A 12,891-nucleotide genomic window follows, 5' to 3' on the forward strand; every position below is an offset into this window, starting at 1 on the left:
AAGATCGAAAACCTGTAAAAAAGAGTAGATCATCAATTTAAATTTTTAATATTATGAGACCTATTGTAAAAACTTTAGTATTGCCAATTGCAGCATTTGTATTGGCAAGCGCAGGCGCTGTAAGCACCAATGTGTCAAAAGAAAGTAAGGCTGATACCCTTTTAATTGAAGGGTATATCCATGATCCGCTAGCTACAAGTTGTGAAGAGGTAACTGTAGATTGTACGGCCTCACCTGGACCTGTATGTATGTACGAAAATTTTCAAGTGTTCAGAAAAGAAACGGATGCAAGTCCGTGTGTTCTTCAGCTTTATAGAAGTAACCCGTAATTGTTCAAGTTAGTTGAAAGTAGTGCAGTTCCTTGTTATTAGGAACTGCATTATTTTTTGTAATTCTAATCCCATCTTGTACCCGCAGTAATCCAAGCTGCTGGTGGTTGTTTTTTCAAATAATGGTCAAACCACTGCTGTGTCCGTATTGTTAAATCCTTTTGACTGTTTCTATTAAAAACTACATGAGGTTCATCGGGATATACTAACAGCATATGCTTTTTTTGCAATCTTCGCAGGGCTATATAAAAAGCAATGCTTTGATCCCAGGAAACAGTCGGGTCTTCTTTTCCTGTCCATTGTAATAAAGGTGTGGTAATATTGGCTGCATGCAGTATTGGTGAGTTACGAAAATAGCTATCTTTATCTTGATAGAATGTCTTACCCATTCTGAATAACTGGCTCTCAAACCTCCAGGCCTCCGGAGCCTTAATATCTTTACCGATACTAAAGTACCATCTTACAATATCACTTATCCCAGCCCCTGATACTGCCGCTGAAAAAACATCGGTTTGCGTTATAATAAAACTGGATTCATATCCTCCAAAAGAATGTCCTGTTAAACCGATTTTTTTAGGATCCACAAATCCCATATCGGTTACTTTTTTGACTGCTGCCAAAACACATGCTGTCGCTGAAACACCGGGATTTCCAGATTCATATACAATATCCGGCAGCAAAACAAAATAACCATTCAGGGTGTAATTCGTAACATTAAAACCTTCATCATTATACTGTGAAGGATTTGTATATCGGTGAAGTCCTGCTGATCTTATTTCATAGATATGAACGATCATCGGGTATTTTTTTTCCTTATCAAAATCACTCGGATATAATAATATACCTTTGAGTGCCTGTCCGGTTTTATTTGTATAGTGAACCAGTTCTGATCTGCCCCAATTGTAACGTTGCTGTTGGGGATTGCTGGCAAAAAGAACTGTATTTTTTGAATTTTTCTCTTGTTTAAACAATAAAACCGGAGACCTGTCAAATTTCTGTTCTACAAAGACATATGAGTTATTTTTGTTTTTTTGTATTTGATCAATTGCACTGTCATTATGTACCAGTAGTTTTTCTCCTTCTTTAGTATTCCAAATATAATATCCTGTAGAACTATCATCTTTGTCAGTAGCTTCTAGAATTATTTCTTTTGACAAATCAAACACCGCTGTACTTCTTCCACCATATTTTGCAGAAAATTTATGTAAAAATTCATACGGACTGATCCTGAAAACGATGTTCTTCTCACGTCCATAAGTAAGTCTTTTACAACTGCTGCCATCCAAAGCTGCTATCCAAAGGTCATAGGTATCATAAAGTAATATGTATTTTCCATCTGAACTCCAACCGGGACAATTATAAGGAGAAATTGGAGGCGCAAAATTATCATTTTTTGAATCCCAAACAGTTGCAATGCCACTGGTTAAATTTATTTGTTTGTTTTTATCAGGATCATAAAGCCACCAGTTAGTATCACGGTAATAAGCTATTTGATTTCCATAAGGAAAAACAATGAGGTTGTTTTCATCTGTGGGCTGTTGTTTTAAAAAAAGCGAGCGCGTGTTCTTTTTTAAATCGGTAATATAGTAATCTACATCCCCATCTAATTTATAGTGTGGGGCATAAGATTTAGGATTTGAAAGAATGGCGTAGTCTTGCTTTCCTGTTAATTGAACATTGGGTAATTCAGTGAAAGATATGGGCATACAAATACTATTCTCTGGAAACCAAACGGAAAGTTTGGCTGCATCTTCCCAATTGCCCACACTTTTTTCCATAGGATAAACCCAAGGAGCATTACCATTCCAAATTTCGACCTCATTATTTTTTGTGTCTGACGATACAGAGTTATTCTTTTTAACACCGAAAAAGACTTTAGTACCATCATCTGAAATAGTTAACTTCAATTCCGCTATAATATGCATCTCTGGCATTTCTTTTAAGTCATGAGGTTCAAGAATAATTAGTTTTTTCTGAGGTACTCGATATAATAAGAGCGCATTACTTTTGGTCAGGCTATCTGTCTCTTTTAAAAAAGCAATGCTATTTCCATTTCTTTGCCATGTAAGGTTGTGAAATGGATGCCCATTCTCTGAAATAATTAGATCTCTCTTGTATTTTTTTAAATCAATATGCCCGACACTATGGTTGTCTGATACATCACTACTATAAATCAGTGCGTCTCTTTTATCATTTAATACATGTGTTGTAACACCTTCGATAACATCTATAGTTTCTCCATTTTCATCCCTGATGGACATGGTACTGTTGGAACCATATTTATTACCTAACGTGATAATGTATTTTCCGTTATTTACAATCTCGAAACGGGTTACATCAGACAATTCTATCTTTCTTTGCGTGTCCAGATTAATAAGCATTAATCGCTTTTCAGGTTGCTGATAAGTGAAAATAGAGCCTTTTAAAAATTTACCATTTGCTCCTTTTGGAAATGAATATATCTTATTTTGACGAGTACTTTTAACAAAGAGAGTATCTTCTTTGTTTTCATAGTTTAGTTTATAACTCACCCAATTCCCTGTTTCAGACAGTGCCACATTACTAAAAGTGCTCCACTGGGAATAGTCGTCCTGGGTCAAATGCTTTTTCAGCTGGGCAATTGAAGTAAAGCATAGCAGCAAAAATATACTGACCATAATTTTGCTTTCCCTAAAATGAGCGACATTGTGATTTCTTCTGTTGCTTTTTTTCATTTCAGATGGCTTTAATATCCAGTATTTTGCGGGTTCAAATTTGGATTAGCACTTAATTCCTGCGCTGGAATTGGCCAAAGTGCATCATTATCGGACCATTTCGGTTTTGAAAAGGAAAGGGCTGAATCAAGATTGCCCACTCGTTTTAAATCAAAAAACCGATGCCCGAATTCGGTAAAAAACTCCAGGCGGCGTTCCTTAATTATGGCTTCTCGAATCTCAATTGCAGAAACGGCAGTTGTATTGGGCAGTCCTGCTGTATGTCGGATTACATTCAAATCTTCTTTTGCTCCAATTAGATCCCCTTGCAGGGCGCGTGCCTCTGCCCGGATTAGGTATTGCTCGGCAAGACGAAACACAATTGAATACTCATTAGAATCCGCTGCTTTAGCATTACGTTTGTATTTAAACGAGTGATACCAAGTGGTTGTTCCCTTTGTAATGGCTCTAATCCAATGTGTTTTTCTTTGGTCTATTGGGTCAAAGGCATTGACCAAATTAATAGTGAGTGCCACTGTAGGAGGGGGGGCGGAATTAAAAACAAATAAATTACCTTCCTTAGTATTTCCACTATCACTATCGGGTTTAAACTGCCATATGGTTGCAGTACTTTCTTTTAGAAATATCTTGTCTAAATCCGGTTCCCAGGAATAAAGGGGATTGTTTAAAACAGCTGATGCGCTATTAGCAGCTTCTGCCCATAATCCCATGTAGAGATAAACTCTGGCTAATAGTGCCTGTGCAGTGGCCCTGTTTGGTCGAACTCGTTCCGGGGAACTATACTTCTCAGGTAGTACTAAGGTCGCTTCTTCTAAATCGGTAATTATTTTGCCATAAATTTCGGGGGTTGGTGCTTTATGAATAGTACTGTTATAGGTGTAATCAGTTGTAGTTACATAGGGAATATCTCCATAAAGATTGAGCAAATAAAAATGTACTAAGGTCCGTACAAAAAGTGCTTCTCCCCGTAATCTGTCCCTATCTTTCTGTGCCAATGAATGGGATGCTGAAATACCTTCTACTACGGCATTTGCCGCGTATATTACATTATAGCTTTGATTCCACAAGTCCTGTATGCCAGCCTCAGCCGAATAAAGAGAATTTGTATAGAAATAATTGGGATCGTTGGATTTGTAATAATCGAGTTCATCTGTATAAAGTCCTAGTCTGCAGGTTAAACCGGTGGAATTACCAGTGAGTAATCCTGTGTCGCGAAGTTTTGCGTAAACTCCGGTCATAGCTGCATTTGCAGTAGTCACGTCTTCAAATACAGTTTTAGAAGTAAGCTGTGAAGTGGGCAGGTCAACTTCTACAAAGTTGTCGCATGAAGTTGTGAGGATAACTATAACAATTAAAATTGAAATAGCAATCACCCTGATACTTGTCCGTTTTTCAAAAATGAAAAGCAGAAATGCATTATATATAGTTTTCATAATAAAAAGTATTGTGTTAGAAAATCAGTTGAACACCGATGGTATATATCTTTAATGGCGGAAGATAACCGGTGTATTTAAACTCTGGATCTCCTCCTTTGTATGGAGTAAATGTTAATAGGTTTTGTCCTTGAAAAAAGAGTTTGCACTTTATCTTCTTTTCCATTTTAAATGGTAAATCGTAACTCAGCGAGATGTTTTTTAGTCGAATATAGGATCCGTCCACAATAATCGCATCGCTGGATTTGTAATTGTAAAAGGCTGTTACAGCGTCACTATTTACCCCTGTGGTATTCTGTTGATAGGTTGTATTATCACCTATAGATTGCCACGCACTGGTCATTGCAGCTCTTTGGTTGTAAAAAGCTCCTCCGGGAACATTGGCGATATAATCGTAGGTTTTTTGTTTGACAAACTGGAATAGAAAGTCTAATTGCACATTCTTAAATTGAAACTGATTTTGTAACCCTCCAAAATAATTTGGAGTCAAATCTGCAATCGTCTTTCTGTCCTTATCAGCGGTAATAATGCCATCTCCGTTTACATCTTCAAATTCATAAAGTCCCGTTTGCGTATTGAGTCCAGTATAATGAAAAACTTTTGTAATGTTTAAAGATCTTCCTATCACATAATTATCTACATAGGTTGAAGCCTCTAGTCGAGGGAATGAAATAAGCTTGTTTTTTGATACGGCTATATTGAAGTTTGTTGTCCAACTAAAATTCTTATGGTCGATATTTAACGTTCGAAATGTAAATTCGAGCCCGCTGTTCTGAACGGTAGCGTCCAGATTTGCGTTTACGGATGAAAATCCTGTAGTACCGGGAAGCGGTATACCCACAAGTTGGTTTGAAGATCTATTGAGGTACCAGGCTGTAGTTAGAAAAATGCGGTCATGGAAAAAACCAGTTTCCAGTGCAACTTCAAATTTTTTATTGATCTCCCAACCAAAATTAGGATTGAACAGTCTTATTGGATCTAGTCCAGTTCCCTGATATGATTTTCCTGACGAAGCATAAGTATTCAGAAATTGATAGTCTCCAATTTGATCATTTCCTGTAGTCCCATAACTGGCTCGTAGCTTTCCAAAGCTTAATATACGAGTGTTGTTTTTTAAAAATTTTTCATTTGAAAACAACCACGCTGCCCCAACGGCCCCAAAAATTGCAAACTGCTTACCCGGACCAAAACGACTTGAACCATCTCTTCGTCCAGTTAGGTTGAGTATAAAGCGTTTTTGCCAATTGTAATTAATCCTTCCAAAAAATGCCTGATAACGATAGACCGTCTCATCACTCATGAACGTAAAGACAGAAGTTGCCGAAGCCAGATCATATAACAAGCTATTATTTGCAAATCCATATCCCATTTGATACAGTCGGTTGGTCTTTTGCTGCTGTGCCGTAGCACCTAGCAATACATCAAATTCTCCCTTCCAGACTGTATGGTTCCAACGTATTTGTGGTTCAAATATCCACGATTGTCTTCCTGTTACATTGGTTAGTAATACTGATTCACTACTGCCGATTTCATACGCTGGATTGTACATTGTAGAGGGCATGGTGCGCATCTCATTATTATTAAGATCAGTAAATCCTAAATTTGCTTTAATTTCCAAATTAGGAACGAGCTCATAGCTGAGCACTGCATTTGCAAGCAAGTCATTGGTTTTGATTTCCCCTGTACTAAGCAGGCTTGCGAGTGGATTGTCAAAGGTGTTGTTCTCCCAATTTAAATTTCCATCACTATCGTAGAGCGCTGGGGCATTTGGTGCTAATGATCTTGATATGCCTGTTAGGTCTGTGGAGGGTTGATTGTTTTTCTGGGAGGTATAACCTGCTGAAACGATCAATTTAAACTTTTTGTCGTCTGAGACATGGTTCATGTTAAAGTGGATTGCTCCCTTATTATATCCAAAGTCGCCTGGAAATACGGTTGTTTCTGTTCGGTAATTGCCGCTTAAAAGATATTGGGTAGATTCTGAACCTCCTGCTACAGCAAGCTGAGTGTTGGTTGTTTGAGCGGTTCCACCAATAAACGCTGCCTGCCAATCGGTATATCGATTTTGATCCCATGTGCCATTAATATCATATGCTGAATCGGGATAAACCGTTATACCGTCATTAAAAAAAGCTTGTCGCCGCATTTCTAAATATTGACTGGTATTCATAAGATCGATCATCTTGGTTACTTTTCCTATACCGGATGATGCGTTAATAGTAACGGTTGTTTTACCTGCTTTTCCCTTTTTGGTAGTAATCAGTACCACGCCATTTGCGCCACGTGAACCATAGATTGCGGTGGCATCTGCGTCTTTAAGTACTTCTATGCTTTCAACATCTGCAGGATTAATGCTGTTTAGGGGACTTGTTTGGCTCGCTGTTGTTGTGGAAGTTTCATTTGAACCTATTGATTCGGATGAATAAGGTACACCGTCAATAATATAAAGAGGGCTGTTGCCATCGGTACGTAAGCTATTTTGTCCTCTTATTTTTATTTGGAACGACCCTCCGGCAGTACCTCCATCTTGTATAACATCTACTCCAGCCATTCTCCCTTGCATTGTTGCTAATACATTGGTAACGGGTTGCTTTTCGATGTCTTTTGAATTGATTTTTGAAATACTTCCTGTACGTTCGCTTTCTTTTACGGAATAATAACCGGCATTTACTTTTACTTCTTGAAGTGCCATTGCGTCTTCCTGCAGCTGAACATTGATTACCAACCTTCGGACAACAGGAATTTCAATCGTTTTAAAGCCGATGTAGTTAAAAATTAAAATATCATCAGGTGATACTGCTATTGTGAATTTACCGTCGAAGTCTGTGATGACAATAATTTTCTGGTTTTTTACCGAGATACTGACACCGGCAAGAGGACCAATACCGTCGGTCACGATACCTGTGACATGGGTTTGTTGTTGTAGAGCGGAAAACCGCAAGGTATTTCGTGCTAAGGCTGGTGTGCAAAAGAGGTAGAACCCGAAAATAAACGGGTACCAAAGTGCCGCCAACCCTTTGTTCAATGAAAAAGTTTTCATAATTTTGGGTTAGTTAATTTGAAACGAAAGTTTTTATTAATTCAGCTCTCTACACGTGTCGCAAACAGTGGGTAGAGGGCTTTTTTTCTTATTCTTAAGACATCAAGTTGAAAGTCTTTAGGGATGATGTTTTTTACTATAACATACATGCGTGGATTTAGGTGTTAAAAAAACTCATCCTGATTATCTTTCCGAAACAAACTCTAAAAATTTAATATGCCCTTTGGAAAATAGAAATAAAGGCAATACCTTTAAAGTGCGAGTTTAAAGATGAAAAGCTTAAATATAAGTGCCAAAAATATTTTAGGTTAGGGTTGCGGTTAGATATACAGGATATTATATTTTATAATTCTTTTTTTATATCAAGGTAGAGTTAAAATTCTGACGGTAGAAGTGTCTGTGATAAGAGTACTTCTAGATATTTCCCTATCCTAACACAATGGTTGTCTAGTTTTGGAACAACAAAAGGTAGCTCACTTTTAGCAGATCGCTAAGGTGGTTTGATAACGGTTATATATAAAAAAATCGTTCTCATAAGTTTATGGTTATGGAACGATGTATTTCTAGGTATAAAGGGTTCTTGCAGAAAAAAGCAAGGAGCGGCCTCACACTTTCAATCCGTGGGTGTCCTACGACCCTTATCAATAATTAATAATTATTGTTTGCAATTGAAAGCATATGTGAGAACCGCTCGCATGCCGTTGCAAAAGTAAAAAACTTTTTGACATGGAGCGATTCCACGATACTCTCGTTTGCTAAATAGGACTTTACGGAACGAGAAAACATCGTTTAATTATACCTTATTAGAGGCTTATAATCAATTCGCTTGAACAAATATAATAAAAACTATTTACAACCCAATATGTTGGGTTGTTAATTTTTGTAAATTATGATAAAAAATATTATTTTCGATACTACTCAATTTGATTTTGACTTAATAAATCACGTAAAAAATTTACGTGGAGATAAAAAATGGTCACAAGATGAGCTCAGTTTAAAAATGGGAGTCGCCAAAAGTTTTGTAAGTAATGTTGAATCATTTACTCAACGACACAAATACTCAACTCGACATATTGCACTATTGGCGAAGGCTTTCGATTATAAAAATATCTCAGACCTGATGAAGTTCCCTACCCCTCAATATGATAAAATTAAAGTAACCGTAAAGCAAACTATGAATGAAAACGGAACTAGAGTTTTGAGTTCAGAGGTACTGAAGATTGAGTATATAAAATAATTATACCAAAGATTAATAAAGAAAGATGAATTAGAATAATTTTCTGAAGATAATTAATATAAACCTCGCTTAAGACTTTATTTAAGCGAGGTTTGCTTTTTTAAATGATATTATGATCCTAAATATAGAGACTTTTCTAAATTCTTTTAAAAGTTTTTCGATTTCTAAAGTAGATTTATGAGCTCTTGCTCTGGATGTTTTTTAATATTTATTCAGATTATTTACAGATTACCTTTTCATTATCTACATCATATTTTGAAGTGTATAAAAATTGAAATCCTGTTTATCTTTATATTATTCATATTTAGATCCTGAGTTGATGTATATATTATGTCGATCAAAATGATGAAGGATATTGTCTTTGTGAAATTTAGGAATGAAACTTTTTTTCATGGGTAAATTTTGTTTATGATATTCAGTGTTTTAGATTTTATCTCTGTAAAACAAGTATAAGTAAATGCTGTGATTTGTTGGAAAATCTATTTTTAACTTCTACAAAAAAGACCTGACTTTGGAAGGTGTTTTCAGCTCCCGACAGGGCAAGTGGTTCTGAGCTGCGGAAAGTATTTCAAGCAGCTCAGAACACAACTTGCCTATGTTCTGGTGAACATAATAATCCGCCTGAAAAGGCAGATTAAAGTTAATAAGAAAAAACAGTTTTAGGCTATTTTATTTTTTCGGATTTGTAGAAGTCTGTTGCTGATAAAACCATTTAAAAAAATCCATTTACATCATAAAAAGATGAATTATAAGAGCATTGCTGTTGAATGTAATGCTAAAAACTATCGTTAAATCTAACTACTATGATATTATGTTCTTTTTATTCAGGATTACATTGGTTGTCGGAATTCAAGTATAAAAGAAGGTATTTTTATTGATATGTATGTGAGTATAAAGGAAAGTACTCTGAAACATAGGTATGTAAAAATACAGGGATTCAGAACTTAGCATAGGCAGATATGTACTTGAGTGTAAAGGGAAGTATTTACATAAAGACGCAGGTATGTCATAGTAAAGAGAGTAAAGCAGATAAGAATCTTATTTTTTCATATGATTGTGTAAAATTGAAAAAAAATGAGGTATTAAAACCTCATTTTTTTTACTTATGCAGTTAGTGAGACACTACCAAAAATACTTTTAAATACTTTTATTTTTTATATAAGCGATCCACTTTTCTACTTCATTTTTTATTTCAACTGCATTATGTTTTGGATAGTGTTTTTTTACATATTCAAAAAATTCTGTTTTAGTATTACCCGTTTCCCATTCCATAACACTAAGATAAAGCATTGGCCATTTTTTGGTCTGTTGCATAAATTCATATAATGCAAAATAGGGAGGTCCGTAATACAATGAATTCTCAATAAGTTCATCATAGAAAGGTTTTGTACAAGCCTTTTTTAGATCTCTAATAATTTCATAAGGGATACGCTGCCTGCTCCCTTCGCGAATTGCTATTGCGAAGACAGACATACTTTTGTCCTGAAAAAAGGTATAAAGATAATTGCGAAATTCCTCTTCCATGATATCACAGAGATCCTGGCTGTAAAAAGCATATTCTTGTTTGAATAGTTCTAGTGAAAAATTACTGGAATGCTTGTTTTCTATGAATTCAATTACTTCCATTTCTAATGTAATGATTTTTTCAAGAGAAGGGCTTCCTACGAGTCCCGCAACAGCTATAATATACTTTGGTTTTGAAAATAATTCGAAAAAATTACTTTTAAAAAAGAGCGTCTTCCTTTCAAAAGTAACCTGCACATATAAAGGATGTGTCATGATTTTACCCAATGGAACTTGTTTCAGTTTTTCGTTGAAATAGGTTTTATAGCTTATTTTAGATAGTTTGTTCATATTGTTTTACGGAATTGTTTGATCTGATATTGGTTATAATATACTTAAAATCGGTACAAATATAGATAAAGTTTTTATAAAATATAAAATTATAAAAACATTTTGTTATCTTAGCATTATGAAAGTTACTAGCGAATGATAAAGGATGGTGAACATTAAAGAAAGCAGTATGGAAAATAAAGAAGTTAATGAAGAGATAAATGAGAAGAGAAGAATTACTCCGGAGAAAGCCTTGGAAATGTTAAGGTCTGAGGGACTGGATGTAACGCTTGAACAAGCTAATAATATTTTGGATTTTTTGCGTAAATTAGCAAATATTACAGTAACTAAGTATTTAAAAAGAAGAGGATGAAAATGATAGCAGACTTATATGTAAGAGTGAGTACCGACGAACAGGCAGATAGAGGATATTCCCAAAGAAATCAGGAAGAAGTACTGCGTAAATATTGTGAAATTAACTCCATTGAGGTAAGAGACGTGATTTATGAAGATCACTCGGCAAAGACCTTTAACAGACCCAAATGGAATAAGCTTTTGCAAAATTTAAAAAAGCACAAAAACAAAATTGATCTTGTTTTATTCACAAAATGGGATAGGTTCAGCCGTAATGCTGGAGATGCTTATCAAATGATAAATATCCTTAGGAAACTTGGTGTAGAGCCGCAAGGTATTGAACAGCCACTTGATTTGACTATTCCTGAGAATAAAATGATGCTCGCTTTTTATCTTGCTGCTCCTGAGGTAGAGAATGATAGAAGGGCACTTAATACTTTTCATGGTATGCGTAGAGCAAGGAAAGAGGGAAGGTATATGGGATATGCTCCAGTGGGATATGTTAACAAGGTTAAAGAAGATGGGACTAAGTATATTGCATTTGACCAGCCTGAGGCATCTATTTTGAAGTGGGCTTTTGAAGAGCTTTCAAAAGGGATTTTTAATACTGAGCAGGTTCTTTGCATGGCAAAAGAAAAAGGTCTTAAAGCAAGTAAAAATAATTTTTGGAGAGCTATTCGTAATCCTCTTTATTGTGGTAAGATCGTGATTCCAAAATATAAAGATGAAGATCTCACCTATGTAACAGGTCAACATGAACCTTTAATATCGCAGATTCTGTTCTATAAAGTACAGGACATACTTGATGGAAGATCAAAAACATATCTGCCAAAAGCAATTACTACTAAACCGTTTCCATTGCGTGGATTTTTTACCTGTCCGGAATGTTCAAAGATATTAACGGCAAGTATTTCCAAAGGGCGACACAAATATTATCCTTATTATCATTGTAGTGCAGGCTGTAAATACAGAATAAATTCTGATACGGCAAACGAGGTATTTATAAAGAATTTAAAACAGTATGTTCCCATACCAGAGATAAAAAATCTTTATATTTCTGTTTTATCAGAATGTTATAGAGAGCAGACCAAAGAAATATATGAAGAAAAGTTTAAAATAATAGCTCAGCTCAAAGATTATGAAAAGAGACTTTCGCACGCAAGAGATTTATTAGCAACACAACAAATCGATGCTTCAGATTATAGAGATATGAAATCTGACTATGGGGCAGTAATTAACAGACTGGAAATTAAATTAGCAGGTATTAATATAGAAGATCAAGATATTGATGAAATATTAAAAGTAGGTGTAGAAAACCTCTTGAAGCTCAATGAATACTATGATAGTGGGGATTGGTCTCAATCAAGAGATTTGATTGGTTCGATTTATCCTGAGAATTTCACGATTTCAGAAAATCAGTTTCGAACCACCAGAGTCAATGAAGTTTTGCAAGTTATCTACTTGATTAATAGTAGAATATCAACAAATAAAAAAGGGACAAAGAAGACTTTTTCTTCTTTGTCCCATGTAGTAGCGGGAACAGGACTCGAACCTGTGTCCGCCGCGGCGGATATGAGTGCGTCGAGCTATAAGTTTAAGATGATATTTTTAATGAATTCTCTCCCTATTCCTGTTTTTAAGTATTTTTCTCTTTTCATTGCTTCAGATTTAGAGTTGAAAAATTCAATATGAATAATTGTCCAAGGTCTGAATTTTATGGTGTAACCTTTTGTTGTAAGAAGATTATGAGATTTGAATCTTTTAATTAAATTAGAAGTAAAGCCAGTGTAATTTTTATTAAATTTTTCTGAATAAAGAATGTAAATTACAAATTCTTCCATAATACAAAATGTTATAAACAAAAAAAAACACCAGCTTTTTCAAGTGGTGTTTTTCTTAGTAGCGGGAACAGGACTCGAACCTGTGTCCGCCGCGGCGGATATGAGTCCGT

Annotated in this window: 9 protein-coding genes and 1 pseudogene; 4 read left to right on the top strand and 6 right to left on the bottom strand. The window is 35.4% G+C overall.

Annotation, left to right across the window (positions count from 1 at the left end; all coding sequences use genetic code 11):
- Nucleotides 1-53: 53 nt before the first annotated feature.
- Nucleotides 54-329 (top strand): DUF6520 family protein, encoded by a 276-nt coding sequence (locus B0A81_RS17575; RefSeq protein ID WP_073075592.1) that lies wholly within the window; start codon nucleotides 54-56, stop codon nucleotides 327-329.
- 65 nt (nucleotides 330-394) lie between these two features.
- Here B0A81_RS17575 and B0A81_RS17580 read toward each other — a convergent pair whose 3' ends face one another.
- From B0A81_RS17580 to B0A81_RS17590, 3 genes are read right to left on the bottom strand one after another with little or no spacing between them, the layout of a single operon-like run.
- On the bottom strand, nucleotides 395-3,043 hold the full coding sequence (locus tag B0A81_RS17580) for a S9 family peptidase (protein ID WP_073075593.1): 2,649 nt from the start codon (nucleotides 3,041-3,043) through the stop codon (nucleotides 395-397).
- A gap of 11 nt (nucleotides 3,044-3,054) precedes the next feature.
- A complete protein-coding gene (locus B0A81_RS17585; protein WP_073075594.1) occupies nucleotides 3,055-4,476 on the bottom strand; it encodes a RagB/SusD family nutrient uptake outer membrane protein in 1,422 nt (473 codons plus the stop codon).
- Nucleotides 4,477-4,492: 16 nt separating this feature from the next.
- Nucleotides 4,493-7,516 carry a SusC/RagA family TonB-linked outer membrane protein gene (locus B0A81_RS17590; protein WP_089059218.1) on the bottom strand — a complete coding sequence of 1,008 codons (3,024 nt, stop codon included), beginning with the start codon at nucleotides 7,514-7,516 and terminating at the stop codon, nucleotides 4,493-4,495.
- Between the two features lie 889 nt (nucleotides 7,517-8,405).
- On the opposite strand from B0A81_RS17590, the gene B0A81_RS17595 reads away from it, so the two are divergent.
- Nucleotides 8,406-8,753, top strand: coding sequence for a helix-turn-helix domain-containing protein (locus B0A81_RS17595; protein ID WP_073075596.1), 348 nt, complete (start codon nucleotides 8,406-8,408; stop codon nucleotides 8,751-8,753).
- A gap of 81 nt (nucleotides 8,754-8,834) precedes the next feature.
- On the opposite strand, the pseudogene B0A81_RS21960 reads toward B0A81_RS17595, so the two are convergent.
- Together B0A81_RS21960 and B0A81_RS17600 are read right to left on the bottom strand one after the other, a co-directional pair.
- Nucleotides 8,835-8,936, bottom strand: a pseudogene (locus B0A81_RS21960) (hypothetical protein); the annotation flags it as partial.
- A 954-nt stretch (nucleotides 8,937-9,890) separates the two neighbouring features.
- Entirely contained in the window at nucleotides 9,891-10,607 is a 717-nt protein-coding gene (locus tag B0A81_RS17600; RefSeq protein ID WP_073075597.1) for a hypothetical protein, read from the bottom strand.
- Between the two features lie 169 nt (nucleotides 10,608-10,776).
- On the opposite strand from B0A81_RS17600, the gene B0A81_RS17605 reads away from it, so the two are divergent.
- Nucleotides 10,777-10,959 carry a hypothetical protein gene (locus B0A81_RS17605; RefSeq protein ID WP_073075599.1) on the top strand — a complete coding sequence of 61 codons (183 nt, stop codon included), beginning with the start codon at nucleotides 10,777-10,779 and terminating at the stop codon, nucleotides 10,957-10,959.
- Nucleotides 10,956-12,632: a recombinase family protein gene (locus B0A81_RS17610; protein ID WP_089059219.1), complete on the top strand. Its 1,677-nt coding sequence runs from the start codon at nucleotides 10,956-10,958 to the stop codon at nucleotides 12,630-12,632. The genes B0A81_RS17605 and B0A81_RS17610 overlap by 4 nt, the downstream gene beginning before the upstream one ends.
- Here the strand turns inward: B0A81_RS17610 and B0A81_RS17615 are convergent.
- Nucleotides 12,527-12,781 (bottom strand): GIY-YIG nuclease family protein, encoded by a 255-nt coding sequence (locus B0A81_RS17615; RefSeq protein ID WP_089059220.1) that lies wholly within the window; start codon nucleotides 12,779-12,781, stop codon nucleotides 12,527-12,529. The two genes, B0A81_RS17610 and B0A81_RS17615, sit on opposite strands and share 106 nt — an antisense overlap.
- Nucleotides 12,782-12,891 lie beyond the last annotated feature (110 nt).

It is taken from the genome of Flavobacterium plurextorum (genome assembly GCF_002217395.1).
Lineage (GTDB): Bacteria > Bacteroidota > Bacteroidia > Flavobacteriales > Flavobacteriaceae > Flavobacterium > Flavobacterium plurextorum.

Bases quoted from the DNA above. Each gene is read 5' to 3' on its own strand.
- B0A81_RS17575 (WP_073075592.1), top strand. From the start codon at position 54: ATGAGACCTATTGTAAAAACTTTAGTATTGCCAATTGCAGCATTTGTA.
- B0A81_RS17605 (WP_073075599.1), top strand. From the start codon at position 10,777: ATGGAAAATAAAGAAGTTAATGAAGAGATAAATGAGAAGAGAAGAATT.
- B0A81_RS17585 (WP_073075594.1), bottom strand. From the start codon at position 4,476: ATGAAAACTATATATAATGCATTTCTGCTTTTCATTTTTGAAAAACGG.
- B0A81_RS17595 (WP_073075596.1), top strand. From the start codon at position 8,406: ATGATAAAAAATATTATTTTCGATACTACTCAATTTGATTTTGACTTA.
- B0A81_RS17600 (WP_073075597.1), bottom strand. From the start codon at position 10,607: ATGAACAAACTATCTAAAATAAGCTATAAAACCTATTTCAACGAAAAA.
- B0A81_RS17610 (WP_089059219.1), top strand. From the start codon at position 10,956: ATGAAAATGATAGCAGACTTATATGTAAGAGTGAGTACCGACGAACAG.
- B0A81_RS17590 (WP_089059218.1), bottom strand. From the start codon at position 7,516: ATGAAAACTTTTTCATTGAACAAAGGGTTGGCGGCACTTTGGTACCCG.
- B0A81_RS17615 (WP_089059220.1), bottom strand. From the start codon at position 12,781: ATGGAAGAATTTGTAATTTACATTCTTTATTCAGAAAAATTTAATAAA.
- B0A81_RS17580 (WP_073075593.1), bottom strand. From the start codon at position 3,043: ATGAAAAAAAGCAACAGAAGAAATCACAATGTCGCTCATTTTAGGGAA.